At 47.6% G+C, this 24,950-nt stretch carries 27 protein-coding genes, 1 tRNA gene and 2 pseudogenes; 6 read left to right on the top strand and 24 right to left on the bottom strand.

The features are described from left to right. Positions 1–8: 8 nt before the first annotated feature. Genes DNK57_RS03345 through thiC form a run of 3 tightly spaced genes read right to left on the bottom strand, consistent with a single transcriptional unit; the run spans position 9 to position 2,083 of the window. Positions 9–464: a ferredoxin-thioredoxin reductase catalytic domain-containing protein gene (locus DNK57_RS03345; RefSeq protein ID WP_192961630.1), complete on the bottom strand. Its 456-nt coding sequence runs from the start codon at positions 462–464 to the stop codon at positions 9–11. Between the two features lie 8 nt (positions 465–472). Beyond that, positions 473–751 carry a glutaredoxin family protein gene (locus DNK57_RS03350; RefSeq protein WP_192961631.1) on the bottom strand — a complete coding sequence of 93 codons (279 nt, stop codon included), beginning with the start codon at positions 749–751 and terminating at the stop codon, positions 473–475. A gap of 57 nt (positions 752–808) precedes the next feature. Next, positions 809–2,083, bottom strand: a complete 1,275-nt coding sequence (gene thiC / locus DNK57_RS03355; protein WP_192961632.1) for a phosphomethylpyrimidine synthase — start codon at positions 2,081–2,083, stop codon at positions 809–811. A 47-nt stretch (positions 2,084–2,130) separates the two neighbouring features. Between thiC and DNK57_RS03360 the strand changes: the two genes are divergently transcribed. Next, a complete protein-coding gene (locus DNK57_RS03360; RefSeq protein ID WP_048061093.1) occupies positions 2,131–2,508 on the top strand; it encodes a CBS domain-containing protein in 378 nt (125 codons plus the stop codon). A gap of 2 nt (positions 2,509–2,510) precedes the next feature. On the opposite strand, the gene DNK57_RS03365 is transcribed toward DNK57_RS03360, so the two are convergent. Together DNK57_RS03365 and DNK57_RS03370 are read right to left on the bottom strand one after the other, a co-directional pair. Continuing rightward, on the bottom strand, positions 2,511–3,332 hold the full coding sequence (locus DNK57_RS03365) for a methanogenesis marker 8 protein (protein WP_192961634.1): 822 nt from the start codon (positions 3,330–3,332) through the stop codon (positions 2,511–2,513). Between the two features lie 18 nt (positions 3,333–3,350). Continuing rightward, the gene (locus tag DNK57_RS03370) at positions 3,351–4,343 is read right to left on the bottom strand and encodes a hypothetical protein (RefSeq protein ID WP_192961635.1); all 993 of its coding nucleotides are present in this window, start codon (positions 4,341–4,343) and stop codon (positions 3,351–3,353) included. A 162-nt stretch (positions 4,344–4,505) separates the two neighbouring features. Here DNK57_RS03370 and DNK57_RS03375 point away from each other — a divergent pair. From DNK57_RS03375 to DNK57_RS03395, 5 genes are all read left to right on the top strand, one after another. Beyond that, positions 4,506–4,614, top strand: a tRNA-Met gene (locus tag DNK57_RS03375). A gap of 336 nt (positions 4,615–4,950) precedes the next feature. Then, positions 4,951–5,706 carry a HesA/MoeB/ThiF family protein gene (locus tag DNK57_RS03380; RefSeq protein WP_192961636.1) on the top strand — a complete coding sequence of 252 codons (756 nt, stop codon included), beginning with the start codon at positions 4,951–4,953 and terminating at the stop codon, positions 5,704–5,706. 74 nt (positions 5,707–5,780) lie between these two features. Beyond that, positions 5,781–7,109: a type I glutamate--ammonia ligase gene (gene glnA, locus DNK57_RS03385; protein WP_192961637.1), complete on the top strand. Its 1,329-nt coding sequence runs from the start codon at positions 5,781–5,783 to the stop codon at positions 7,107–7,109. A gap of 71 nt (positions 7,110–7,180) precedes the next feature. After that, entirely contained in the window at positions 7,181–8,863 is a 1,683-nt protein-coding gene (locus tag DNK57_RS03390) for a DUF128 domain-containing protein (protein WP_192961638.1), read from the top strand. Positions 8,864–8,909: 46 nt separating this feature from the next. Beyond that, the gene (locus DNK57_RS03395; RefSeq protein ID WP_286709247.1) at positions 8,910–9,194 is read left to right on the top strand and encodes a DUF2097 domain-containing protein; all 285 of its coding nucleotides are present in this window, start codon (positions 8,910–8,912) and stop codon (positions 9,192–9,194) included. A 277-nt stretch (positions 9,195–9,471) separates the two neighbouring features. Here DNK57_RS03395 and DNK57_RS09020 read toward each other — a convergent pair whose 3' ends face one another. From DNK57_RS09020 to DNK57_RS03475, 19 genes and pseudogenes are all read right to left on the bottom strand, one after another. Next, a complete protein-coding gene (locus DNK57_RS09020; RefSeq protein ID WP_226891028.1) occupies positions 9,472–10,194 on the bottom strand; it encodes a molybdopterin-dependent oxidoreductase in 723 nt (240 codons plus the stop codon). After that, a complete protein-coding gene (locus tag DNK57_RS09025) occupies positions 10,167–11,228 on the bottom strand; it encodes a molybdopterin-dependent oxidoreductase (RefSeq protein ID WP_226891029.1) in 1,062 nt (353 codons plus the stop codon). Before DNK57_RS09025 ends, DNK57_RS09020 begins: the two co-directional genes overlap by 28 nt. Before the next feature lie 23 nt (positions 11,229–11,251). Further along, on the bottom strand, positions 11,252–11,584 hold the full coding sequence (locus DNK57_RS03405) for a NifB/NifX family molybdenum-iron cluster-binding protein (protein ID WP_192961640.1): 333 nt from the start codon (positions 11,582–11,584) through the stop codon (positions 11,252–11,254). Next, positions 11,559–12,902 (bottom strand): nitrogenase component 1, encoded by a 1,344-nt coding sequence (locus DNK57_RS03410; RefSeq protein WP_192961641.1) that lies wholly within the window; start codon positions 12,900–12,902, stop codon positions 11,559–11,561. The genes DNK57_RS03405 and DNK57_RS03410 overlap by 26 nt, the downstream gene beginning before the upstream one ends. 33 nt (positions 12,903–12,935) lie before the next feature. Beyond that, positions 12,936–13,681 (bottom strand): annotated as a pseudogene (locus DNK57_RS09245) (nitrogenase component 1). Between the two features lie 41 nt (positions 13,682–13,722). After that, positions 13,723–14,259, bottom strand: a complete 537-nt coding sequence (locus DNK57_RS09250) for a nitrogenase component 1 (RefSeq protein WP_264291548.1) — start codon at positions 14,257–14,259, stop codon at positions 13,723–13,725. 46 nt (positions 14,260–14,305) lie between these two features. Further along, positions 14,306–15,441, bottom strand: a pseudogene (locus DNK57_RS09375) (nitrogenase component 1). Then, positions 15,435–15,683: a nitrogenase component 1 gene (locus DNK57_RS09265; RefSeq protein ID WP_264291549.1), complete on the bottom strand. Its 249-nt coding sequence runs from the start codon at positions 15,681–15,683 to the stop codon at positions 15,435–15,437. The pseudogene DNK57_RS09375 and the gene DNK57_RS09265 overlap by 7 nt, the downstream one beginning before the upstream one ends. After that, the gene (locus DNK57_RS03425; RefSeq protein WP_192961642.1) at positions 15,684–17,093 is read right to left on the bottom strand and encodes a nitrogenase subunit alpha; all 1,410 of its coding nucleotides are present in this window, start codon (positions 17,091–17,093) and stop codon (positions 15,684–15,686) included. It abuts the gene before it with no gap. A gap of 35 nt (positions 17,094–17,128) precedes the next feature. Next, positions 17,129–17,494: a P-II family nitrogen regulator gene (locus tag DNK57_RS03430; protein WP_192961643.1), complete on the bottom strand. Its 366-nt coding sequence runs from the start codon at positions 17,492–17,494 to the stop codon at positions 17,129–17,131. A gap of 8 nt (positions 17,495–17,502) precedes the next feature. Continuing rightward, positions 17,503–17,820 carry a P-II family nitrogen regulator gene (locus DNK57_RS03435; RefSeq protein WP_192961644.1) on the bottom strand — a complete coding sequence of 106 codons (318 nt, stop codon included), beginning with the start codon at positions 17,818–17,820 and terminating at the stop codon, positions 17,503–17,505. A 9-nt stretch (positions 17,821–17,829) separates the two neighbouring features. Beyond that, positions 17,830–18,657 (bottom strand): nitrogenase iron protein, encoded by an 828-nt coding sequence (gene nifH, locus DNK57_RS03440; RefSeq protein ID WP_192961645.1) that lies wholly within the window; start codon positions 18,655–18,657, stop codon positions 17,830–17,832. Between the two features lie 246 nt (positions 18,658–18,903). Beyond that, positions 18,904–20,202, bottom strand: a complete 1,299-nt coding sequence (locus tag DNK57_RS03445) for a formylmethanofuran dehydrogenase subunit B (RefSeq protein ID WP_192961646.1) — start codon at positions 20,200–20,202, stop codon at positions 18,904–18,906. Positions 20,203–20,221: 19 nt separating this feature from the next. Then, positions 20,222–21,034, bottom strand: a complete 813-nt coding sequence (gene fwdC / locus DNK57_RS03450) for a tungsten-dependent formylmethanofuran dehydrogenase subunit FwdC (RefSeq protein ID WP_192961647.1) — start codon at positions 21,032–21,034, stop codon at positions 20,222–20,224. Then, positions 21,031–22,740, bottom strand: coding sequence for a tungsten-dependent formylmethanofuran dehydrogenase subunit FwdA (fwdA, locus tag DNK57_RS03455; RefSeq protein WP_192961648.1), 1,710 nt, complete (start codon positions 22,738–22,740; stop codon positions 21,031–21,033). Before fwdA ends, fwdC begins: the two co-directional genes overlap by 4 nt. Positions 22,741–22,760: 20 nt before the next feature. Further along, on the bottom strand, positions 22,761–23,153 hold the full coding sequence (gene fwdD / locus DNK57_RS03460) for a tungsten-dependent formylmethanofuran dehydrogenase subunit FwdD (RefSeq protein WP_192961649.1): 393 nt from the start codon (positions 23,151–23,153) through the stop codon (positions 22,761–22,763). After that, on the bottom strand, positions 23,150–23,398 hold the full coding sequence (locus DNK57_RS03465; RefSeq protein ID WP_192961650.1) for a 4Fe-4S binding protein: 249 nt from the start codon (positions 23,396–23,398) through the stop codon (positions 23,150–23,152). The genes fwdD and DNK57_RS03465 overlap by 4 nt, the downstream gene beginning before the upstream one ends. Before the next feature lie 14 nt (positions 23,399–23,412). Continuing rightward, positions 23,413–24,462 carry a tungsten-dependent formylmethanofuran dehydrogenase subunit FwdF gene (fwdF, locus tag DNK57_RS03470; RefSeq protein WP_192961651.1) on the bottom strand — a complete coding sequence of 350 codons (1,050 nt, stop codon included), beginning with the start codon at positions 24,460–24,462 and terminating at the stop codon, positions 23,413–23,415. After that, entirely contained in the window at positions 24,440–24,916 is a 477-nt protein-coding gene (locus DNK57_RS03475; protein ID WP_192961652.1) for a helix-turn-helix domain-containing protein, read from the bottom strand. Before DNK57_RS03475 ends, fwdF begins: the two co-directional genes overlap by 23 nt. Positions 24,917–24,950 lie beyond the last annotated feature (34 nt).

Genomic DNA, 24,950 nt, shown 5'->3' on the forward strand with positions numbered 1-24,950 from the left:
ACACTCCTCTATTCAATGAAAACATCGAATTTTCCTGCAACGCCACAGATGGGGCAGGGTTCAGGAGGGATCTTCCTTGCGCAGAGATACCCGCAGATTCGGCACCTCAGCACGGGTATCTTAAGGCCAGATGGTGCCCTGACAGGAGCGCTCCCCATTTCTCGCCTCTCGGGTATGGATCTGAACTCAACGTCCTCATCCCTTACATAGAGTCCACAGTAGCATGTCCCGTATTCCTCAATGTCATCATCCCTGTAATCACACGGGCATACTATATCCCTGTCCTCCTCAGGGTTGCCTGATGCGAGTCTGCAGGGGCAGGAATCATAACCATACCTTTTCCTGTTAACCAGCATCCCCCTTAGCAGTTCCATCACGAATTCCCTGTCAGGATTAAGCTTATAACCTGATTTCTCTGCGGATTCCCTAACCTCTCTGTACATTGCCCTTAGTTCATCCTTCATGATGATCCCTACCTGAGGGATGATTTTATTGAGAGTGGATCGAATCCCACCACCACGTCCTCATCGTCTATTACAAGTGTTGGGAATGAGAGGGATGGGTTCCACTTCTTAAGCTCCTCAATTATGTTCTCACGTTCCTCTCCCTCAAGAAGGTCGACATATATGTAATCATAGGCCACGCCCAGTTCTTCCAGCAGCTCTCGTGTCTTTTTGCACCATCCGCATGTGCTGAGTGCAAAGAGCCTTACGCTGCCCCTTTCAGTACCTTCAACATGCTCGAATCCCATGTTACCACCATATTAATCTATGGTTCTGATCTCTAATAATCATTCCAGAGAGCTGATTCATCTGTCTTCACGCAGTATCCTGAGGGCGCAGTATTCGCCACACATTGAGCACATCTCTGAATCCTCAATTGGGCACTGCATCCTGTATTCATATGGCTTTTTTGAGTCAAAGGCCATTTTGAACTGTTTATCCCAGTCAAAGGACCTCCTTGCATCAGCCATTTCAAGCTCAGATTCCCATGCGCCTGGTAATTTTCTGGCGGCATCTGCGGCCTGGGCAGCTATCCTTGATGCGATGACACCCTCAATAACATCCTGAACCCCAGGTATCGCCAGGTGCTCTGCAGGTGTGACGTAACAGAGGAAATCCGCGCCGTTCATCGCAGCCACGGCACCACCTATGGCTGCGCTTATATGGTCATAGCCGGGCGCCATATCTGTTACAATGGGTCCCAGGACATAGAAGGGTGCGCCGTCGCAGAGCTCCTTCTGTATCTTCATGTTGGCGGCTATCTGGTCCAGTGGCATGTGGCCGGGTCCCTCAACCATGCACTGGACATCTGCATCACGCGCCCTCTCAACGAGCTCTGCAAGGGTGAGGAGCTCACTGATCTGGGGTATGTCAGAAGCGTCTGCCAGACACCCTGGCCTGAGGCCATCCCCGAGGCTGAGTGTGACATCATACTCGTAGGCCACCTCCAGTAGGTACTCATAGTTACTGTATAGTGGATTCTCCTCCTGGTTGTGGATTATCCATGCTGCAAGGAATGCTCCTCCCCTGCTAACTATCCCCATTATCCTCCCTGATCTCTGAGCCCTTTCAACGGTTTCCATGGTGATCCCTGAGTGCACCGTCATGAAGTCAACACCATCCCGGGCCTGGTTCTCTATGGCCCTGAACATGTCATCCTCATCCATGTCCACAACGGCTCCATCTGACATGAAGGCCTCAACACCGGCCTCGTAGATGGGTACCGTGCCCACAGGAACGTCAACAGCACCCATGACAGCCCTCCTCACATCCCTCAGCATGGGGCCTGTGCTGAGGTCCATTATGGCATCTGCACCATATTCAACTGCGGCGAGTGCCTTATCAACCTCAAGTTCAATGTCCTCTATCTTTGAGGATGAACCGATATTTGCATTGATCTTTGTTGAGAGGTTCCCCCCTATACCGCAGGGTGATGACTCCCTGTTAATATTGGAGGGTATGACAATTCGGCCATCTGCAATACCTCTGATGAGCATCTGAATGTCAAGGTTTTCTTTCCGGGCAACCTCCTCCATTTCAGGGGTTATATTGCCCTTTCTTGCTTCTTCCATCTGAGTCACTTTGGATCCCTCAATCTTAATATATGAATATCAATAAAAATAATTTCATGATCAGGAAGCTCCGTGCAAGGGATATAATGCTCCGTGATGTTATTGTTTCCCACCCCGATGACCTTGTTGCAGCCGCCAACCTCAAGATGGTCCGTGCGAACGTGGGTGGCGTCCCTGTTGTGGAGGGTGATAAACTTGTTGGACTCATAACCCACAGGGACATTCTACTTGCTGGTGGCGAGGCCCTGAAGCTACGTGTGAAGGACATAATGAGCCAGGACCTTGTTGTGATTGATGAGGAAACTCCTATAAGCAGGATAAGCAGGATAATGGCAGATACCGGATATCAGCGGATACCTGTTGTCAGGGACGGTAGACTCGTTGGACTCATAACCCAGAGCTGCATAATAAAAGCCCTTGCAGATTACCTGTAATTTCATACCAGTGGGCGGGGAGATTCTGGACTTTTCCCGGAATCTTTTATACCACCCATCCTTTTAATTCGGAGTTCCATGAATTTTTTACCTTTCTTTGTGCATGCATATACAGGTATTGCTGATCCTACCTTCAGGAGGGCCCTTCTATCGGCTATTCTTCTTATGTACTTTGATGCGCATGATGTTACAACATCGGCTGTGTTAATCACCTTCTCGGCGCCCCTGTAGTCTATCCCTGTCAGGTGGACGGCGAATATGTAGATCTCGCCTCCATCCATTCCCCTCAGCCTCTCTGCCTCTGCAGGGTCAGCCACGGTGACAGCCACCCTATCATAGCCCATCTCAAGGGCCCTTTCAACCCCCTTAACCTGATCTATTGTGGCTTCTTCGGGTTCAAGGACTTTTTCTGGTCCTATAAACTTTATAACATCCTTCTCGGGTGATGTTTCCACCACTCCTGATATCCTGCCCCCTATTCCCTGTGCAAGTTCGGGTTCGGTGACTATGACTGTGCCTGCACCATCACATACCATGACTGCTGCGTCAACCTCGCCCTCCTCGAGAAGTGTTGAGATTATCTCAGAGATGCCAAATGATAGAAAATCCCTCATTCTTAATTCACGATTAGCAGTACACATTCCGAAATCTTTAATGCGAAACTCGATATTTTGACGGATGGCCTCAGATGTGATTTTTTCAATGCCACGGTACTTATGAAAGAGTGGACAGTAATCGATAAGTGGCTCGGATACATCAACCACCCTTCCATCACGCACGGTGACACGGCTTTTTCCAAGGGCCTCTATTACATGTTCACCCACAGAGAACACCTCAACAGCTTAGGGGTATGGAAACCCGTCTGCAGGGTCTGGTTTCAGGATGAGGGAAGCATCGGATCTCAGGAGTGCGTTGACGGTTGCGCTGAATGAGCAGAGCGTTCCTATACCACATGCAACCCTCCTATCACCAGATAGGATGTCCACAGTTATATAATCTTCCATCCTGACGTGTTCCCTCACACCGGCCCTGGTCATCCTCTGAAGTATCCTGTTTCCAAGGGCGCCCATGGATTTTCCGAGCCAGAAATGTTTCAGGGGACAGAGGTCGCAGTAATTCTTAAAGATACGGTTCCACCTTCGGCTTCCAAATCCAGCGTCTATCTCAGCCCTCACTGTTGCATAGGCTATGCAGCACCCCCAGTTTCTGCCAATGACCTCCCCATCCTCCAGGAGGGACACGTGGATCCTGTTTCGTCTCCAGGCTACCCTGCCGGTCACCCCCCTCTCATACTTTTCCATCCCTGTGTTCCGGGATTTCCTGGAGGCCATCCTGCTTCTGATTGATGGCACCCTTGAAGCTGCAATGTTCACTGCACAGACCGGGCAGAACCCTGATGCTGCAGATACAATCTCATCACCCCCTTCAGAGTAGAGGACGACCTCTATACCAGGCCCGTCCCTTCTGACCTCGACTGAACCTCCCTCTGACCAGAGATCAGATATTATCCTGGAGGCCGTGTTAACAACCCTACCATAGCCAGACATCTCTGCAACCTGGATCTGGTCTCTCCGATCTGTTAGGAAGGGTGCAAGTTTATCTGCGACCTCATCCTCCAGAAAACCAGCATTGATCTCTGCCTCGAGTATCGCCGGGGCCCAGGTTATGTCTGAACCCTCCCCAACAGAGTCGCCTGAAGGGTCAGTTATCCAGGCCCTGACACCCTCAGGGTACTCTGCTGTTTCAACCAAAAATCCACTTCTGGATATATTGGCGAGAATTGCATGACATATCCCACAGGCCCCCTCTGAGAAATCAAAATCATCAAGTCCCATTAAACCCACCAGGAGAACCTATTAATGTGTATTATGTTGGAGGTTCATAATAATGATTGTACCCCTCTGACTCTCTGACAGTGTCACCATTGAGACCCTCTTGGTTCAGATCACATGACAGAAAAGTTTAAATTAGATGAAAACTGATCTTGTATAAGCCATGCCGGGGTGGCTCAGCTGGTTAGAGCGCACGGCTCATAGGGTATTAAGCAGTGCTCTGACTTTTTCCTGGGATACCGTGAGGCCGCGGGTTCGAATCCCGCCCCCGGCACTTTAACCCCCCATTTTTAAATCAAAAACTCTTTTTTTATAGTGGAAGCTGAATTAAAAACTTCTTCTGAAAAAAAACTAAATTCACATGCCTGAATTAGAAGGAATTAAAAGCCCTACTCAGCAAACCTGTGGATTTCAGCCTGTGGATTTCAGAAGATCTCTCCCCATCTGCATGGTCTCTGCGGAGAATCTTATCAAGTGATTTCCATGATAACTCCATGCTACAAGCAGCTATAACACGGTGTTACATGGGTGACTCCCCTCGCCACCAAACCCTAACATGATTTATATCAACACACACATAGTTATTTACAGAACATTAAAGAGGGTCTGAATGCCTGAGAGATATGAGGGTATGGCTTACTGGGAGATGGTCAGCCGGCAGATGGGTTTACTTTCAAGGGCAGACCAGTTAAAGCTCAAGGATTCTACTGTTTCTGTGATTGGCTGCGGAGGTATAGGTGGCGCTGCAGTTGAGATGCTTGCACGGATGGGTGTGGGCACTCTGAAAATAATTGACAGCGACGTCTTTGATGTTTCAAACATCAACAGGCAGCTTATGAGCAGCTTCAGGGACCTAAGAATCCCCAAGGTTGACGTTGCAGCGGAAAGAATTCGCACCATAAACCCCTTCAGCAGGGTTGAGGTTTATCATGAAATCTTCGATGAAGAAAATGCATCTGAGATAATAGATGGCAGTGATGCGGTGGTTGATGCCCTCGATAACATAACCTCAAGGGTGATTGCATCAAGGAGGTGCGCCTCCGAGGGAATCCCTTTCATCCACGGCGCCATACATGGCTCAATGGGGCAGGTGACTGTATTCATGGAAGGATCACCCTCCTATGAGGAACTCTTCCGTTTACCATCCCTGGGCCTTGAGCTCAAAGGAGATGTGAGGGCAAAGCTCAGGAAACTATCATCAAAAACACCTCCGGTGATAGGGCCTGTGCCCAATATCACAGGGTGCCTCCAGGCAGCCGAGGTTCTCAAGTTAATCACAGGGAGGGGTGATGTGATATCTGCCCCCAGAATGTTGAAATTTGATCTATTCCATGGAAAACCATTTAAAATTGTTGAACTATCCTGAACACAAAATATATAAACCAGTAGAAGGAAAGTTACTTCCGGTGAAGTTAAGCTCATGCCATGGAGGCATAACCCATGTCAGATAAGATTGGAAGAATAATAGCTAAAATGGATGAATGCGGCGTTAAATTCGTCCGCCTTCAGTTTGTGGACATACACGGAAAACCAAAGAATATGGCAATACCCCTGGTAAGGCCAGACCAGATAGAGGACATAATAAAGGATGGCCTCCTCTTCGATGGGTCATCCATTGAGGGATTCGTTGATATAAACGAGAGCGACCTCGTCCTCAAACCCGACCCCGACACCTTCTCAACACTCCCATGGAGGCCAGAGGAGAAGGGTGTGTGCAGATTCATCTGTGACATCTACTGGCCTGAAGGTAAACCCTTCGAGGGGGACCCAAGGTACGTCCTCAAGAGGGCCCTTGACAAGTACGCCCACCTGGGATATGAATACAACGTGGGACCCGAACCAGAGTTCTTCATACTCGACCAGGACGAGGATGGCAACATAATACCCCACGACTGCGGCGCATACTTCGATGTTGAACCAGTTGACCAGGGAACCGACTTCAGGAGAAAACTCGTCATGGACCTTGAGGCCCTTGACTTCGACGTTGAGGTCAGCCACCACGAGGTTGCCCCTGGACAGCACGAGATAGACTTCAAATTCGACAAGGCCCTGAAGACAGCCGACGCGGTTATAACCTTCAAACAGGCCATAAAGGCCATAGTCGACAAGATGGGCTACATGGTAACATTCATGCCAAAGCCATTCTTCGGTGAGAATGGCAGCGGTATGCACTGCCACCAGTCACTCTTCAAGGACGGTGAAAACGTCTTCTATGACCCTGACACAGAGACACAGCTATCAGAAGAGGCCATGTACTTCATAGGTGGTCTCCTAAAGCACGCCCCGGCGCTATCAGCTGTCTGTGCCCCAACAGTCAACTCCTACAAGAGACTTGTCCCAGGCTATGAAGCACCGGTTTATATTGCCTACGGCCTTAAAAACAGGTCAACCCTTGTCAGAATACCTGCATCACGTGGAAAGGGTACACGTGTTGAGTTAAGGATGCCTGACCCATCATGCAACCCCTACCTCGCCTTTGCAGCCATGCTGGAGGCAGGTATGAACGGTATACAGAACAAGATCGACCCCGGTGAACCAACAGAGATCGACGTCTTCGAAAAATCCATCCCCGAGCTCAGGGAGATGGGCATCGAAACACTGCCATCCAGCCTCTGGGAGGCTTACCATGCCCTCGAGGAGGATGACGTCATCAAGGGTGCCCTCGGTGACCACGTCTACGAGAAGTTCATGGAGATAAAGCACAAAGAATGGGACGACTACCGTGTAAGGGTCTTCAAGTACGAACTTGAAAGGTACCTTGACATCTAAACTTCAAAATTTACTTCTTTTTTATTAAACTTTAAATAAGCCCTCCCCCTACTTTTTATATGGTGTTTCTGATGGCTGATGAGACCAACCAGAAGATGATGGAGATTTTAAGGATACTCGCAGAGCATGACGATGTCCTCGGGGCAAAGATAATAGCATCTGAACTAAGGAAGAAGGGCTACAACCTCGGGGAAAGGGCCGTCAGATACCACATGCGCATACTGGATGAGAAGGGTTTCACAGAAAGGGTTGGTTATGCTGGAAGGAGAATAACAGAGAAGGGGCTACAGGAGATAAACCGTGGGCTAGTCTATGACCAAGTAGATTTCATATTCTCAAAGTTTGAAAGCATGATCTATAATACCAGCCTAAATCCAGACACCCTGGATGGGAAGGTTGTCGTCAACACCTCAAGGATATCCCCGGAGTCCATTGAAACCCTCAAGTACGTGATGCAGAATGGACTCTGTCTCAGCCCAAGGGTTAAACTTGAAAGGGATGGTGATGGGTGCATAATAAGCACAATATGCGGCACAACCGTCGACGGCATTCTGCTAGCCAGTGGCATCCCGGTTATACCCCAGTTCGGTGGGATTGTGAGATTCGAGGACCATCAGCCAGTGAACTTCACAGAGCTAATAGCCTACAAGAAAACATCAATGACACCCCTTGAGGCCTTCACCTCAGAGAACATGACATCGGTCCTCAGTGTCATTGATGAGGGGGATGGTCTGGTACCGGCAAATCTCCGCCTCATACCAGGGACCGCAAGGGAACATGCCATGAAAATCCTGAGGAAACTTGAGGGGATCGGAATATCAGGGGTGCTCAAGGTTGGAGAGCCCGGAGAAGACGTCCTGGGTGTCCCGGTTGCAGATGGAATGGTGGGTGTTGCCATCATAGGAGGTATAACTCCCCTCTGCGCCATCCAGGAAGCAGGGTACCGTGCTGAAATTAAACTGGCAGAGAACCTCATAGAATTCCAGAACCTGAAACCCCTTGTAAAACCTGAGAGAAGGTTGATGGCCTCGGCCCCTGAGAGGGGTGTCAAGGTCCGTTTCCTCCTCTCGAAGGCCTGGAACCTCATAAACAGGGTGGATTTAAATCCAGAGGACCTTTCAGGGAGAGTGATAGCCAATATATCCCTTATCAAGAGAGAAGATCTTGATTATGCCCTTGAGGTCATAGGTCAGGTCATCAGTGAGAAACCAGAATTCTCCACCCTCCCCCTGATAGGAGTCACCGATGAGGGAAGCATGGCTGGAATTGCAACTGTATGCAGCCTGACGCTGGATGGTTTCCTGATAAAGAACGGTATCATGTCCACACCAAAGTATGGGGGTCTTCTTGAGTTGGGAGGCAGGGATTCCCGCTTTGTTGAGCTCACAGCCTACAGTGGCTCCTCCCTCGACCCCCACGAGATCTATGTATCAAAGAATATGACCGCAGTCCTTGAAGCCCTAAATGGACAGGGCAGGGTCCTTGCGAGTCTGAGGGAGGTTCCATACCTTGCAAGGGACCATGCTGAGGGATTGATTGAAGAACTATCTGAAGCAGGGTTCAGTGTTCTTAAAATCGGCGCCCCCGGGGAGATACTTTACAATGCCCGTGTGGAAAAGTATCATGCAGGCATAGTCACCCCCGGCGGCTTAAACCCCCTTGCAGCTATCAGAGAGGCTGGTGTCGAGATAAGGATGAAGGCCATCGAGAGGCTCATGGATCTCAGGGAATTAAGGTATGCAGATGAGGTGTAAACCTTATTTTTATAAGCACCATAGGATTATATAATTCAATTGAAAGGTGATCTCTTTGAAGAAGGAAAATAGAATAGCAACCTGTGATGAACTCTGCAGGTACATCAAGGAAGAGGTGAAGCCAGGGGACACCGTTAGATTATCCCTTGGCCGTGTGTATATACCCGGGAAGGTCGTGACCAACAACGCGGGGGTCCTGCAGATAAAGATCGACAGTGATATGATAAAGGGCCTTACAACAATTGATGTTGAGAAGCTGAAGGAGTACCTCATCGAACTGGAACATGAATGTGAAGGTGGGGTATGCCTCATCGAAGCTGTTGATGAGTGAGGTGATTCCTGTGAATGCAGCAATTCAGATAGTTTCACTCATAGTGGCGGGATTTATACTTGTTAGCCTCATGGCACACTTCATGAACAGGAATGCCACCTGAAATTTTCTTTAATTTTATTCTGGTTTCGTTGTAAGCTGTTCCATGCCCCATCATTGTCTCCCTGTCCTCGACGACTGTGTTTATACAGCCTCCATTTGATAACCAGGTTCCCCTGAATGAGAGGGCGCAAAGTGGATGTACATCATCACTGGAGCGTATAATTGCACAGGTTTTTCATGCATATGATTCCACAACTGAAATTTCCCCATCCCTGAAACCAAGCCCCAACAGCGTTTCAGGGTTTAGGTAGATTTCTATAAGGTCTTCATGAATGGGGGGTTCACCTGAACCTACCCATCCTGGTGACATCACTGTTAAAAGCCTTATGGAATTTTCAAGAGGTTCCCCATCATGTTGCATTATTTTGTAAGGACTCTCCGATGGTAAATTGAACCTTCCGCTTTCTGTACAGAATTCATATCCCTCAAATGCAACCACTGGGAATGCGGGTGATCTGTATGGTTTTTCCAAAAGATCATGAATTTCGATTCCATGATAATCAAGAACCCTCGAAGCTATGATTTCCAGCCATTCCATCTCTGTTCCCCTCATACCCTCAACCCCCATGATCTCCGATAGTCTCTGTAGAATCCAGAATTCAGAATGACATTCACCCAATGGTCTGACCGCAACATTTACAGGAGACACATAAGGGTGACCATAGCTTCCAACAAGGTCTGTTTCCTCCAGGAATGTCGTCGCAGGTAAAAAAAGGTCAGCTGCGTGTGATGTGTCATTCAGGAAATGGTCCACCATTACAACAAAGTCAACCTCCCTGAGCGCATTGAGAGTCTGAATGGAGTTAGGTCCCAGAGTTACAGGATTACCCGCTGTTATAAAAACACAATTCACTGGTGGGGACTCCATATTCAATATTTCCCTTCCAAAGAGCGGCATTGATATTTTCCTGCCACTTCCTTCCATCTCAAGGTGACTGATTTATCAAAGCTCCCATATTCGTCGAAACCGCTGCTAACACCACCACCACTAACACCAATATACCCTGATATGGCTGCAAGGGCGTCTATGAATCTGCACGTCAGATGTGAGTTGAAGTATCGCTGCAGACCCCAGCCAATTATTATGCTGCTTGGTCCATCAGAATATAGGTGTGCAAGTTTATGGATCATTTTTAAGGGGACCCCTGTCATCTCTGAGAGTTGATTTAAACTGGTTTCATCAAGGATTTTCATATATGAATCAAAATTCTCTGCGTACTTCTCTATGAATTCAGAGACATAAAGCCCCTCAGCTATAATTATCTTTGCCATTGCAATTGCAAGATATAGGTCTTTCCCCGGTTTGATCTGGCAGTGAATATCTGATTTAACTGCTGTTAAAGTCCTTATAGGGTCTATTGTGACAATCCGTGTTCCCTGCGCCCGGGCCCTCTTTATTAACTTCCAGAGATTAATGTCAGTGACTGCAGGGTTACGTCCCCATATGAATATGTTCTTGCTCCTGATGTGATCTGATGGATCATGGGACATTCTCCTTCTAAAGTCCCTTGATTGAGCTGCTATGGCTGTGCCTCCACATAGAGTTCCCTGGAGAGTTGTTGCCCCTATGAGATTGAAAAACCTCCTGTTGAGGAGCCTCAATGCTGTTCTAGCTCCAAACCCCTGATAATATACTATTGACTCAGCGCCGTACTCATCCATACACTCATTCAATTTATCAGAAATTACATGAAGGGCCTCATCCCAGGATATTGTTTTCCATTGTCTTCCATCCCTCTTCAACGGTTTTAATATCCTCTTATTTGAATAGAGCCTTTTTGTATGATATCTCGACGTATTTCTACATATAAATCCCCTCGTGTAGGGATGAAGTCTGCTCCCTTCTATGGATCTGACCTCACCCCCACTTACATTAACTGTAAGACCACATGAACCAGGACAATCCCTTGTGCAGGTTGTCAGGATCTTCATTCAGTTACATCCAGAGTATTAGGCTAAATCCTGCAGGGTATGTTCAGATCAGTTAAAGACTTCAGTATAGCTGCCGATATTTTCCTATCAGATTCAAATACAATTATTCCCATTCTTTTAGCCTCATCAAGAGGTTTTTCACCTATCTTACTACATATAACCACCTCACAGTCATCTATAAGGTCCATGACCCGCCCCCACCTATCATCATGTTTCTCCAGTCTCCTCTCATCAATTCTTCTTATTTCAGAAAATTTAATCTCATTATCAATCCTTTCAAAGATTATAAGGCTATCTGCATCTGCAAAGTGTCTGTTAACGTATTTCCCATCATCTGATGCAACAGCTATTTTCATCAGCAACACCTCCATCAGTTATTTCATAGCCCTCCTCATAGTATCTTTCAATTATCAGGTTGCTAATGGAATCAACAAACTCTATGCCTCCACTGTAACCTGCAATTCTTATTCTCTGGGAACCAAGTCTATCATAAACCGGGAAGCCGACCCTCATGAGGGGTATTCCTGCTTCTTCTGCCACTCTCCTACAGTAAGAGTTCCCTATGAGAACATCAACAGGTCTTTCTGCAATATATGACTGTAAATCAAATATATCCGCGCCGCTCATGGCAATACACCTGAAACCATATTCTTTCTGGAGCTGGCTAATTTTTTCATTGAAGTAGATGCTCTCTGAGCCGGTTAAAACAACTGAAGGCGTCATTCCCATTTCAAGAACCATCGAAGTGATGGCCACTGCATAGGCGGGGTCTGTGAAGATTGCAACCCTCCTTCCATAGGTGTACTGATGTGCATCTATCATGGCATCAATCAGGCGCCCCCTGTTCCTCATGAGTGAAGGTGAGATATCGACATCAAAGAGCTCCCTTAATGTCCCTATGAAACGATCTGTGTTTTCGAGGCCTGCTGGGATTTCGAGACCTATTTTTAATACCGTATCTGCCTCAAGTAATCGTCCGGATCGGCATCCCCCAAGACTTAGTGTTGCCATGGAGTTAGCGGCTCCCTCTATTTCACTTATGGATGTTCCGTGGCGCGTTATAAAGTAGGGGTTTCCATCGAAGGGTTCGTCAAGAGATTCTGAGGTATCTGTTATCATGAGAAATTCCGTGCCCATTGACTCAAGAATGCTCTTTAACTCCGAGGTGTCGGCTGGACTCATGATGCCATTTATGAGATTAATCCGTTCCATTTGATGGGAGGGATTCTCTGTGATGGATCCGAGGATGGAAGTGACTGCCATGTCATACCCATCCACATGTGATCCTTTGAATCCCGGGGTTGAGACCGGGATTATCCAAGAGTCTCCATCAGCCTTGTAGATCCTCACAATCCTGTTGATATCGTCCCCTATGGTTTCTGAGAGGCAGCCTGAGATAACCGCTATGACCTCGGGTTTGTAATTTTCCTCAACTGTTCTTATGGCCTTTAGAAGGTTTTTCTCTCCGCCGTATACAACGGTTGCCTCGCTCAGTGAGCTTGATGCAATATTAACTGGTTCCCTGAAATGCCTCGTTATCTGAAACCTCATATAGGTGCTGCATCCCTGCGAACCATGTATTAAGGGCATCGCCCCCCTGACGCCAAGGAAAGCCATGACAGCGCCAAGTGGCTGGCAGATCCTTCCAGGGTTTATTGTGACGTTTTTATTCATAACCTCACTCACTTACATTACTTTCAGAAAGTTTTATTTTGATGTCAGTTTCCAGACTCTGCTGTTTACAGCCTTATCAACTTCCTCTGCAAAATTTAAAAATCCCCTGAAACCTGAAAATGGCTTTATTCTGTCATGGTTAAATTCGCAGAAGGGTATGCCAAGTTTGTATGAGAGGTATTTCTCCTTGGCCCCCGAAACAAGAAGATCCGGCCTATACTTATTCAGCAACCTTGAAAGTTCAAGGGGATTGGCATCGTCGAATAGTATAAGTTCTCTGCCGGATTTCTCAATGATTTGAGATAATCCTCTGGTATGCCATTCTGCGTTCCGCTCATAATCACATCCATCCCCAGATCTTCGAATGCCCTTATGAGGGACCATGCCTTGTTACCACCGACATATATGGCCACGGTCTTGCCCTCCAGGACACTTCTGTACCTGGCAACCTCTCTGTTTGTTTCCTTTGCCATCCTGACTATCTGGCTCTCTGCCGATTCCAATCCAAAGAATTCTGAAATTGAGATGAGAGAATCCATGGTTTCCCTTATACCGAAAAAATTGACGTTGATATGGGGGATTCCATATCTCCTTTCCATCTCCTCTGCAAGGTATCCTGATGATTTGCTGCACTGTACAAGGTTGAGCCGGGCTGTGTGGGCGACTGAAATTGCAGCCACCGTCGAATCACCGGTTATGGATGCCACGACCTCAATACCCATCTCCTCAAGGAGCCTTTTTATCTCCCATAGATCACCCGCCACATTGAATTCACCCACAAGGTTAACTGACCTCTCTACTGTCTCAGCATTTCCACGACCTATAAATGGTCAAGGAGAACATCACAGGCCAGCTGGTGTCCTAAGGATTTGTTGAAGCTTCTGAACCCCTCAGACTGTACTGGTATTACCCATTTTCCTGTTTTATCTTCTGCGGTTCTGCAGACGGCCGTGATATCATCCCCTATGACACCTGAAACACATGTGGAGTACACGAATATTGCTGATGGAGAGTAGATTTCGTCCACTTCCAGTATGCATTTAAGAAGTTTGTCCTCACCGCCAAAGACCACATCCCTCTCTTCAAGGTCTGTGGAGAACCCTGTCCTGTAGAGATCTGACTTTGAACTTCTACTTCCCCTTATATCCCATTTACATGCTGCGCATCCAACGGGTCCATGGACTAGATGCGCTGCATCTGTTATCGGCATTAGGACCACCCTTGCGCCTCCATACACGCATGACCTCTGAGTAACCATACCCGGTACTGATGCCTCATTGCAGCGTGGCCCCCCTCCCCCGCAGCTCCTCTTGAAGTGTTCTCTCCTCGAGGGGAGGGTTTCTATTAGCGTGTCCATATGGCACACCCTGGAATTCTCAAGGTTAGTTTCAGGAAATTTCTGTTTACTGCTGGAGTTTCCAGTGCTGTGGTTCATAGTATGCTCTCAGTACTGTGTTTGTTATTCTGTTTAGAAGATTGACGGCTCCGTGGTAACCGACAACGGGTATCCTCTGATAGCCAACCCTATCATATACAGGAAAGCCGACCCTTACAAGGGGTATTCCAAGATCCCTTGCTATAAGTCTTCCATCAGAATTGCCTATCATAATGTCCACGGGTTCATCCATAAGTTCTCTTTCAAGTGCCCTGAGATCTGAGTTTATCATGACGTTTATCCTTTCATCTGTCTCAGATGCTACTCTTTTCATTCCCTCCTTGAAGAGTTCATTATCAACACCGGTGCAGGCATAGAGTGGTGTGATTCCAAGTTCGCATAGGAACCTTGATATGCCATCACCATGTCAGGATCCCCATAAACAGCTGCCGTCCTTCCAAAGAGGTATCTTGAGCTCAGATCAGCCATTGAATCGATTAGGATACCTCTTTCATCCAGTAGTTCTTCACTCACATCCACCTCTACGATCCCTGCCACTGAACGGACAAAATCGTCTGTATTCCTGACACCTAGGGTATGCAGTGCTCATGGGAAACATTGAAACGCTTTTTAAGTGTTTCTGATGCTTCATTTCCATACATAGTCATTGAAAGTGTTCCCAGACTATTTGATGCGTCCTCTAATATCAGAAACCTCTGTTCCGCCCTTAGGATAGAATGGCATTGTCTCTGTCTTTGATGGTCGTAGTGGTGAATCGAATGGGTCAGAGGTGTCTGTGAGTATGAGGGGATCGACATCCATTAACTCAAGGATGCGCCTTATCTCCCTTATATCGCCGGGGTTAACTATGCCTGGTATCAGGTTGATCCTCTCATTGCAGTCCCCTTCATCCACTGCAAGAGCATCTATAAAGGATTTTATCGCGTTTCCGTATCCCCTGAAGTGGTTTTCAACAAAGCTGGGTGTGGATACACTGATTATCCTTGTTTTGAATCTCTCTCCAAGTTCTTCTCTTAATTCTGCCTCTGCAGTCCTCATGAATCCGTCCACATCATCCCCAATTATCTCACTTGAACATGTCGTTACGATTCCCACGAGATCTGGTCTGAATCTCTTCACAAGATTTTTGACCCCATTTATGATGTTGCTCCTGCCACCAAAGACTGCAGCATCCTCATGAAGTGATGTGACGGTATTTCAGCGGGTTCGCGGAAGTGTCTATTAAGGCCGTACCTCACAAATGTGCTGCAGCCCTGAGAACCATGGACAATTGGTAGACCCCTCCTTATACCAAGGGTTGCAAACATTGCCCCGAATGGCTGGCATGTCACAAGAGGGTTTATTACAAGTTCTCTTCCTCTCTCCATCACTTTTATCTCTGACATTCAATCACCTGACTCAAATTCAAGCAGCTCCCAGACAGGATTGTATATTGATGCGTACATGTCCCTTGCAAGATTCAGGAATCCCTCAAAACCTATGTATGGACCGTTTTCGTAGGAATGGATGAGTACACATGGCACGCCAAGTTTATGGGCAAGGTACTTCTCCTTTATGCCTGAAAGGATGATGTCTGGCCTGTACTTTTCAATGATCTCCTCAAGTTCCAGTGAATTTGGGTCATCAACTATCACCGTCTCTTCCCTGACCCTTTTCTTGATTTTTTCATATCCATCTTCATGTTCGAACATTGTTGAAACGGCAACTACCTCCATTCCAAGTTCGTCCTCAAGGGGGCGGGGAAGGTGCCAGTTCTTTGGGCCCCCTGAAAATATCCATACCCTTTTACCAGCCAGTTTATTGCGGATATACTCAATTTCAGGACCTATCTTCTCCATCCTATCATTTATAACACTCTCTGCCCTTTCAGGAATTCCGAAATATTCCCCTATCGCCATGAGGTTCTTCCTGCAGTATTCTATTCCAAAGAAATCAACCTTCATGTATGGGACATTGTAACGTTCCTCCAGAAGTTTCGCGATGTAGGTGGCTGAACGCTGACACCTGACCAGACTAAGCTTGGCCCTGTGCATCCATTTTATCTCATCATGGCAGCAATCCCCTGTGAATGTGCTAAGAACATTTATTCCCATCTCCTCAAAGTATTTCTTCAGAACCCAGAGGTCACCATCGATGTTGTATTCTCCTATGAGATTCACATCATAGTCCGTGACTGCCGGAGGCTCTGCAGTTCCCACAAGGCTCTCGAAGAGTGTGTAGTTTGCAACCTGATGTCCCTTTGACTGTGTTGGACCAGAAAAGCCCGGGGCATTTATTGCAACAACGTCCTTACCTATCTCTTCTGATACTTCCCTTGAAATCGCGTCGATATCATCACCTATGAGGCCAGTTGTGCATGTTGCATATATGTAAACAGCATTTGCCTCAGGGAATTCTTTAACGGCCTCAAGGATGCATCTCTTGAGTTTATCCATACCCCCAAACACCACGTCCGTCTCGCTGAGATCCGTGCCTGTTATGTACTTCAGGTTGAAGTTTTCAATGGGGAAAGTGCTACCATCTGGCATTTCCTGTGATGTGGGGTATCTCTTTGTACCGTACCCATATGCTGTGCATCCAACAGGTGAATGGATAACATGCAGAACATCCTTTATTGCGCCAGTTATCACACCCTTTGCACCCGCAAATGCGCATCCCCTCTCAGTCATGCAGCCGGGGATTGTTGTTGTGTTACATGAGGGTATATCCTCCTCGGGATCTTCCTCCTTCTTTATATAGATGTGTTTTCTTCTCTCAGGTATTTCGGTGTCAACATCAAACAGTTCAAATGGCATTTAAATCATCCTTCAGTGGTCCATCCATTACCTTATTAAAGCGCCATGTCTCCTTTTTCGCCTGTCCTTATCCTTACAGCATCATCCACTGGACATACAAAGATTTTACCATCCCCAATGTTCCCTGTGTGGTTTACCTTCATTATGGCCTCCACAACCAGCTGAACGTCACAGTCCTCAACCATGATGCTGATCATCCTCTTAGGGATGTATCTCATTGTGCCCTTTGCCTCTTCAATACCCTCTGGGGGAAAGGGGAGGGTAACATCACCGATTATGGCCCTCTGATTCCCCCTCCCCAGGACTCTTCTGGCGTTCATGGCCGGGAAGCCCAGGGCTTCAAGGACATCCCTGGTCTTCTTCATTTTATTTGGCCTTATTATGACTATTATCTCCTTCATTAAAACACCTAAAGACTCTCTTCCCTTGTTCTGACAGTATATGCGCTTTCCACAGGACTTACAAAGATTTTACCGTCCCCAATGTTCCCTGTGAAGGCTGTTTCACTGACAGTGTTTATGACCTTCTCTGCATCCGCGTCATCCACAACTATGAGGAGCATGGTCTTTGGTATCTCATCATAGTAAATCTCATCAAGGCGTATCCCCTTCTGTTTACCTCTTCCTATAACATCCATTTTTGTGAGGGCTGGAAATCCGACTTCAGCCAGGGCATCAACAACCTCTTCAGATTTCTCTGGTCTTATTATAGCCCTTATCATCTTCATTTTTAACACCTAATCCATAACCCCATATTTTACAACGAGTTCTTCCATTTCATCCATTGTCATTGGTTCCGGTACCACGAAGTCCCTGTTTTCAATTATTTTCCTTGCAAGTTCCCGGTACTCCTGAGACTGGTTGCACTCTGGATCGAATTCTATGACTGATTTTTTGTTGAATTCTGCCTTCTGGACGATATTGTCCCTCGGAACGAAGTGTATCATCTTTGTGCCTATTCTCTCACAGAATTCCTCAAGGAGCTCCCTTTCTCCATCAACGTTTCTGCTGTTGCATATTATTCCCCCGAGACGTACACCGCTCTGGTTGGCGTATTTAACCATTCCTTTGCATATGTTATTTGCTGCATAGAGTGCCATCATCTCCCCAGAGGCCACTATGTATATCTCCTCTGCCTTTCCATCCCTGACTGGCATTGCAAAGCCCCCGCACACAACATCCCCCAGTACATCGAAAAATACAAAGTCCAGGTCCTTTTCATAGACTCCATGTCTTTCCATGAGGGTTATTGCAGTTATGACACCTCTGCCAGCACATCCTACACCGGGCTCCGGGCCTCCTGATTCAACACATTTTATTCCCCCAAATTCCGTTTCAATGACCTTATCCGGTGTGCATGCACCCTCTCCAAGTTCACGGAGAGTATCCATCATTGTTGTCTGCATCTTACCCCCAAGTATCAGGCGTGTGCTATCCGCCTTGGGGTCACATCCATGGATCATCACATTTTTACCATGGAAGTAGCTCATTGCAGCTGCTGTGTTCTGCTGTGTTGTGGACTTTCCAATTCCACCCTTTCCATATATAGCTATTTTTCTTACCATACACCAATCACCATCTTAGTCGGAAGTGTGCTTCCTTCTTCCGATGATATTGGATTGGTGGATCTTATATTTAAAATTTTTGGTGAACAGGTGAAAATAGGTATATTAAAGATCAAAAAACTGAACAGTTTTTCTATAAAAAACACGGTTTATTGATTATTAAATAGTGAATATCTGGAATGATGAATGAGGATACCTTAAGACCATCTTCACTTTATCTTCAAAAAAAATTATGAGAGAAAAGACCTACTTAGAGGCCTTATATTCCCTTACCTTCTCAAGAAGCTTCTCGAGGATCTCCCTGTCTGATAGGAGGTCCGTGTCAACGACCTTCTTCATCCTTATGGGGACACCTTCCATACGGTAGGCTGTTCCCTCTGCCTCCATACCCACGATGGCCGGTGGAATTATTATGTCAGCCATCTCGGTTGTTGGGGTCCTGTGGGGTTCGATGGCTATGACGGGTATCTCAGCCATCCTCTCAAGGGCCCTCTGTGGGAAATGGGCTCCAGGGTCAGAGGCGATCACCATCATGGAGTCGGCTTCCCTGTTCTGAAGGAGGTCATTTGCACCTGTCTCACCAGGGTTGTACCTGGGCTCTCCCTCCGAGAAGTCAACACAGTATGGGTATCCGCTCTCCCAGGTGCAGACCTGGTTGAACCCTGTAACGTTGTAGTGTCCCCTCATTGGTATGAGTGTCCACTTGGCGTAGTCGTTGAGGTCCTCCACCATCATGATGGCTGTGTCGATGTTCCTGTGCTTACCCCTGCTGTGGGTTATACCCATACCGAAGAAGAGTATACCGAACTGTGCGTTCTTAAGCACTTCAACAGCCTCTTCGATCTGTTCCCTTGGAACACCTGCAACCTCGTCGTAGAGTATATCATGGCCAAGCAAACAGGCTCTCATTGCATCGAGGAGTTCATAGTCATGGTCAAAGTCAAGCTGGAGGTGTATGTCTGCAAGCTTCGCACTGTCGGTTTTCCTTGGATCCACCACTATGAGTGTTCTGTCTGATCTTCCCCTCTCCCTGAAGAATCCGCGGGCAAAGACGTTCCTTGACATGTGCCTTGGGTGGGCGTGCATCGGGTTGCATCCCCAGTACACAACAACATCTGCTCTGTTTTTGACCTCACCGAAGGTACATATGGGGTAACCCACGTCCTGGAGGGCGAGGACTGATGGTCCGTGGCATACTGATGCTGTGTTGTCGATTACTGCACCGGCCTCCTCTGCAAGTTCAACTCCAACGGCCTGTGCCTCGCATTCGGTACAGCTCCATCCATACATTAATGGCCTTTTTGATTCTGCAAGAATCTTTGCTGCCTTGTCTATGGCCTCCTCGTAGCTCACCTCGACGAATTCGCCGTTCTTTCTTATGAGTGGTTTGGTGTACCTCATTGCACCCTCTGCATGCACGAACTTGCTGTGACCTATCCTGCATGCGTTGATGGTTCCAACGATCTCGTTGTCCTCAACCTTACATATGATGTCGTCACAGAGGGTTCCGCAGAAGGGGCAGACCACATTTTTCACATATTCCATGATAATTACCTCCAAAAGTTTAGGGTTCTATGTGGCCGTTGCATCCGACAGCCGCATAGACTGTACCCTTAGCTCCTTTAATTGCGTGATCTCCTTCAAACTTGTAGTATGCTCCAGGGAAGGTTTCCCCGTTGACCTCTATGTCCTTTTCAACGCCGAGGTACTTGAATCCTGGCAGGAATTCCTCTATCATTCCCTTGACTATTATTGTTCCACCTGCCATTTCACCGCCGACCCTTGCAACGGCGTTGCCCTCGATTATTATGAGACCGTTGTTCATGTGTATGCCCGGCATTATGTTAACATCACCCTTGATGATGATCTTACCGCCGTTCATGTACTCTCCGATCTCGTTTTCAGCGTTTCCATGTACGGTTATGACGCCACCGCTCATACCTCTCCAGTCACCACGGTAGGAGGATCCGACGTAGTCACCTGCATCTCCGAGGATTTCCAGTTCTCCTCCCCTCATGTCCTGTCCTGCCCAGGATCTTGCGTTGCCTTCCACTGTGATCTTACCGCCCTTCATGCCTGCGCCGACGTACATGTTCACGTTACCCTTCACGAGGATTTCGCCGGCGGTCATCTCCTGGCCTATCCTCTTGGTGTTGTAGACATCACCGTCTATTATGATTTTTATGTCGGCTGCTGAGTCTGCTGGTTCACCACTTACTTCAAAGAAGTCACCAAGTTTAACTACCTCGTTACCATGCATTATCTGGATGTTCCTGATCTCATCTATCGATTTTCCTGCGAATACGTCGGGTTTGATGTTTGGTGCCTCCAGTGGCACTTCAGGCTGTTCCTTTGGAGTTAGTATTATTTCACTCATAACATCACCCCTTTAACTGGAGCAGATTTTGGCAGGTACTCATCCTGCACAGGGTAGTTTGCAAAGTTAACAGAGTAGTACTGTTTGAATGTGCTCTCAACGTTGGCGAGAACCTCGTTGTAGAGGGACTCATCGACCTGGGTGTCAGCCCAGTAGGTCCTTCCGTGTGGTGAGGCCACGACTTCTCCGTCCTTAACAACTATTTCGCCGTCCTTGAAGACGTAGGCCGCCCTTGAGAATCCTTCCTCAATGGCCATGTAGTCTGCTGATGGATCGACTGTTTCAGGGTTGATGTTGTAGACTGCTATGTCAGCATCTGCACCTGCACCGAGGTGTCCCTTGGTTTCGCTGAGACCCAGGACCTTTGCAGATGTTGCCCTTGTGATCTGTGCTATCTCTGAGAATGTGTACTCCCTGTCAATTGTTGCTATGGTACTCTTCCTCTGGGCCCACTTGTGCAGTTCTCCCTCAATGAGGTTCATCCTGTACCTGTTGCTCATGAGCCATGCGATGACCCTTGGGTAACGTGTGAATGGCCCTGCGTTTGGACTGTCCGTTGTGAGGCACACCTTGCCGGGGTCGTCTATGAGGAGGAAGAGTTCCATTCCGATTGCCCACTGGACTGCTGGGACCGGTGCCCTTGCAGAGTATATGAATGGAACGACACCTGAACCTGTTTCGAGTTCCACGTCACAGTTCGCCCATTTGAGTCCGTTGAGTGAGTGGAGGTCGTATTCCATTGGGCCGTCTGCGGTCATGGTTGTTGTCTCGTCGAGGGTTATCTGACCAACGTCTATCACCACATGGTCATTCCTGTTTACATAGTCAGCAACCTTTGGTGCCTCGGATACGAAGTCCCTCCATGTTGTTCCACCGTAACTGTGGAACTGGACGTGTGTTGCATACAGTATTGTGTCCCTTTCACCGGTTGCAGGGTTTGGTTTTATGTTCTTTGGCACGTCAAAGGATGCCAGGGTTGTCTCATAGTTTCCAGGGTGTCCGAGGTCGTTACAGTGGAGGTGTATCGAGTGTGGTAGCTGGAGTTTTTCGTTGACCTCTGCAAGTCCCTTTATGATCTCTGCAGGTGTTATGTCAAAGTAGGGTGCAGGGTCATAGATTCCATGGACGTTTCCACCCCATGCCCATGCCTCGGTACCGGCAGGGTTAACTATCTTTATTGCGTAACCTTTGGTGGCCCTGAGGAGCCATGAGGCGTAGGCTGCGCAGGCATCAACGTCTCCATCCTTGAGGTACTCCATCACAAACCAGTTGTTACCAAATAGAGGGTATGCTGCGTGGTCTATTATGGGTGTGTCATGGAATTCTTCATGGGTGTGCCTTGCAAGCAGTGGCGGCATGGCTGCCTCCATTGCTGTGGTGTAACCCATCTGGGCGTACCTGTAACCTGTCATGAATGTTGATGGCACTGAGAAACCGCTTCCAGCCCTTCCGGCTCTGAACTTTTCAACGTCCCTGCGGCTGTCCTCTGGCCTGTACATCCTTCCCACATTGACCTTTGCACCTGCTATGTGGGCGTGTGGGTCAACACCTCCTGGCATCACCATTTTTCCAGATGCATCAATGACCTTTGCGCTGTCACTGACGCTTTCAACTATTTTACCATCCTTAACGCAGATGTCCATCTTTTCTCCATCGACGTTGTTAAGAGGACAGTAAACAAATCCGTTCTTGATTATGTATTCCATTTGAATCCTCCCGCTGAGCTTTAGATCTGACCTACCTTACCGTAGACCTTCATGAGGGTAGGCATGTCAGGAACCTCTTCATCGGTGGGTATGATCTCCACCGGTATGTTCTTGAAGCTTGGTGTTGCTGTTGAATCGGTGTCTGGCCTTATAACCCTGTTGGCCCAGGGACCCATTGGTATGTAAACCATTCCCTCTGGGAGTGGCTCCTTTGCTTCAACAGCCTTTACAACTACATCCCCATATTCTGAGATGACCTTCACGTTGTCTCCTTCGTTTATCCCGAGCTGCTTCATCATGTCAGGGTTCATCTGGATTATGGCAGCCGCATCGACGTACATCTTAAGGTCCTTACCGGACTCTATAGCCTGTCCCTGCCATATGGTCCTTCCTGTGTTGAGTATGACTCTCATTCTAATTCCTCCAGCCTGATTGCATCAACAGGGCAACTTTCAACGCATGTGCCGCACTTTCCACAGAGTTCAGGGTTCTTTATGTTAACAACCCCGTCCTCAACTATCATGATGATCTCAACATCATCTGTTGGCCCCTTTCCACCGGCGACTTCGGGGCTTCTGAGGGCGTTCACTGGACATGCGATCACGCAGTTTCCACATCCATGGCAGAGTTCAGGGTATGCCTTAAGTCCTATTGCCATCTGATTACCTCCATTTATTTGAGTAATGATTCAAAGGCGTTCTTCCAGGCCTTTGATTTGATTGGAGTGGTATTTATCCTGCTCCTCTTAACCTCTATTGCATCGACGGGACATGACCTCTCACATGCACCGCAGTATATGCAGAACCTTTCGTCCTTGTAGAGCTTGGCTGGTTTTTCACCTGGTTTTTCTGGTTTCGGGAATGATAGAACGTTGCATGGGCAGACCATCACACATGTTTCACAGGCCTGGCAGGTGTCCTCGTTGATTATGAGTTCTCCCTCGAAGGGTTTTGTCACCTTTGCAGCGTCAACAGGGCATATCTCCTGGCACCATCCACAGTTCACGCAGAGTTCAGGGTCGATGTAGGATGTTCCTGTGACCTCAGGGACCTTGATCTCGTATTCACCGTATGGGCATATCCTGCAGACCTGCATTATGGCGTCAACAGGGCATATCCTCTTACATATGCCACAGTGGACACATTTATCCTCGTCGACGCGTATGTCAGTTGCGACTGCTGGACTTGAGGAGCTGGGTACCTGGTGGTCTATCTCTATTGCATCAGCCGGACACATCTCCTCACACATTCCACAGTAGATACAGGTTTCCTTGTCTATCTCGATTTCACCGGTTACGAGGTCCTTCCTTTCGGGAAGGTCCCTTGTTATGGTTATGGCATCCTGTGGACATGCTGTTTCACAGGCCTTGCACTGGATACAGGTTTCATCGTCTATCTCGGCTGATTTGAGGATTTTCGGGTATTCTGCAAGTTCCTTTATTGATGTTCCGTCAATCTGAAGGTCCAGTGCCTGGAATGGGCAGATGGAGCTGCACATACCGCAGAGGACGCATTTGTTCTCATCGATGCATATCTTTGACTCGTCCTGTTCTGTTCTCACCATTGCACCTGTCGGGTTGACTTCAATGGCGTTCACAGGACAGATTTCACCGCAGAGTCCGCAAACAGCGCAGAGGCAATCCTGGAAGATCAACTTTCTGTTTTCTTCACCGGTTCGCTCCACGGTAATGTTCTTACCTTCAATTACTTCGGTTGTTTCCATCAAGTTCTACCTCCTTTATTTCTATAGAATCAGTTGGACACATCTCAACACATATGAGACACCCGCAGCACCATTCGGATTCTATATGTGCCTTGAGGTCTCTTAAACTTATGGCCTTCATAAGGCATGTGTCCACACATAGCCCGCACCCAATACATGAGTTCCTGACCTTTCCCTGAAATCTCTGCTTCTGGCATGTTCTTATGATGGTCCTTGTCATCTCTGTGTTCTGTGTAAGGGAGTGGGTGAGAAGAAGGAAGTCCCTTGGACACATCTCTGTTATTATCCTTGCAACCTCTATTGACCTCCAGGAGAGGTTCCTGCCGTTGAGGTAGTGAGAAACAGTTGATCTGTTCATGTTTAGAGCCTTAGCTATCTCTCTCTGTGAATGGCCCTGCTTTGTCAGATTTACAGCTGCTATGTATTTGAGTCCAGAAACTATATGTTTCGGCATAGGGTCACCATGTGTGTTAATCACACATTTAGCC

The organism is Methanothermobacter thermautotrophicus (assembly GCF_014889545.1).
Lineage (GTDB): Archaea > Methanobacteriota > Methanobacteria > Methanobacteriales > Methanothermobacteraceae > Methanothermobacter > Methanothermobacter thermautotrophicus_A.

Excerpts from the sequence above, each read along its gene's own strand:
- DNK57_RS03345 (WP_192961630.1), bottom strand. The coding sequence starts at position 464 with ATGAAGGATGAACTAAGGGCAATGTACAGAGAGGTTAGGGAATCCGCA.
- DNK57_RS03350 (WP_192961631.1), bottom strand. The coding sequence starts at position 751 with ATGGGATTCGAGCATGTTGAAGGTACTGAAAGGGGCAGCGTAAGGCTC.
- DNK57_RS03360 (WP_048061093.1), top strand. The coding sequence starts at position 2,131 with ATGATCAGGAAGCTCCGTGCAAGGGATATAATGCTCCGTGATGTTATT.
- DNK57_RS03370 (WP_192961635.1), bottom strand. The coding sequence starts at position 4,343 with ATGGGACTTGATGATTTTGATTTCTCAGAGGGGGCCTGTGGGATATGT.
- DNK57_RS03380 (WP_192961636.1), top strand. The coding sequence starts at position 4,951 with ATGCCTGAGAGATATGAGGGTATGGCTTACTGGGAGATGGTCAGCCGG.
- glnA (WP_192961637.1), top strand. The coding sequence starts at position 5,781 with ATGTCAGATAAGATTGGAAGAATAATAGCTAAAATGGATGAATGCGGC.
- DNK57_RS03390 (WP_192961638.1), top strand. The coding sequence starts at position 7,181 with ATGGCTGATGAGACCAACCAGAAGATGATGGAGATTTTAAGGATACTC.
- DNK57_RS09020 (WP_226891028.1), bottom strand. The coding sequence starts at position 10,194 with ATGCCGCTCTTTGGAAGGGAAATATTGAATATGGAGTCCCCACCAGTG.
- DNK57_RS09025 (WP_226891029.1), bottom strand. The coding sequence starts at position 11,228 with ATGAAGATCCTGACAACCTGCACAAGGGATTGTCCTGGTTCATGTGGT.
- DNK57_RS03405 (WP_192961640.1), bottom strand. The coding sequence starts at position 11,584 with ATGAAAATAGCTGTTGCATCAGATGATGGGAAATACGTTAACAGACAC.
- DNK57_RS03410 (WP_192961641.1), bottom strand. The coding sequence starts at position 12,902 with ATGAATAAAAACGTCACAATAAACCCTGGAAGGATCTGCCAGCCACTT.
- DNK57_RS09250 (WP_264291548.1), bottom strand. The coding sequence starts at position 14,259 with ATGGACACGCTAATAGAAACCCTCCCCTCGAGGAGAGAACACTTCAAG.
- DNK57_RS09265 (WP_264291549.1), bottom strand. The coding sequence starts at position 15,683 with ATGTCAGAGATAAAAGTGATGGAGAGAGGAAGAGAACTTGTAATAAAC.
- DNK57_RS03425 (WP_192961642.1), bottom strand. The coding sequence starts at position 17,093 with ATGCCATTTGAACTGTTTGATGTTGACACCGAAATACCTGAGAGAAGA.
- DNK57_RS03430 (WP_192961643.1), bottom strand. The coding sequence starts at position 17,494 with ATGAAGGAGATAATAGTCATAATAAGGCCAAATAAAATGAAGAAGACC.
- DNK57_RS03435 (WP_192961644.1), bottom strand. The coding sequence starts at position 17,820 with ATGAAGATGATAAGGGCTATAATAAGACCAGAGAAATCTGAAGAGGTT.
- nifH (WP_192961645.1), bottom strand. The coding sequence starts at position 18,657 with ATGGTAAGAAAAATAGCTATATATGGAAAGGGTGGAATTGGAAAGTCC.
- DNK57_RS03445 (WP_192961646.1), bottom strand. The coding sequence starts at position 20,202 with ATGGAATATGTGAAAAATGTGGTCTGCCCCTTCTGCGGAACCCTCTGT.
- fwdC (WP_192961647.1), bottom strand. The coding sequence starts at position 21,034 with ATGAGTGAAATAATACTAACTCCAAAGGAACAGCCTGAAGTGCCACTG.
- fwdA (WP_192961648.1), bottom strand. The coding sequence starts at position 22,740 with ATGGAATACATAATCAAGAACGGATTTGTTTACTGTCCTCTTAACAAC.
- fwdD (WP_192961649.1), bottom strand. The coding sequence starts at position 23,153 with ATGAGAGTCATACTCAACACAGGAAGGACCATATGGCAGGGACAGGCT.
- DNK57_RS03465 (WP_192961650.1), bottom strand. The coding sequence starts at position 23,398 with ATGGCAATAGGACTTAAGGCATACCCTGAACTCTGCCATGGATGTGGA.
- fwdF (WP_192961651.1), bottom strand. The coding sequence starts at position 24,462 with ATGGAAACAACCGAAGTAATTGAAGGTAAGAACATTACCGTGGAGCGA.
- DNK57_RS03475 (WP_192961652.1), bottom strand. The coding sequence starts at position 24,916 with ATGCCGAAACATATAGTTTCTGGACTCAAATACATAGCAGCTGTAAAT.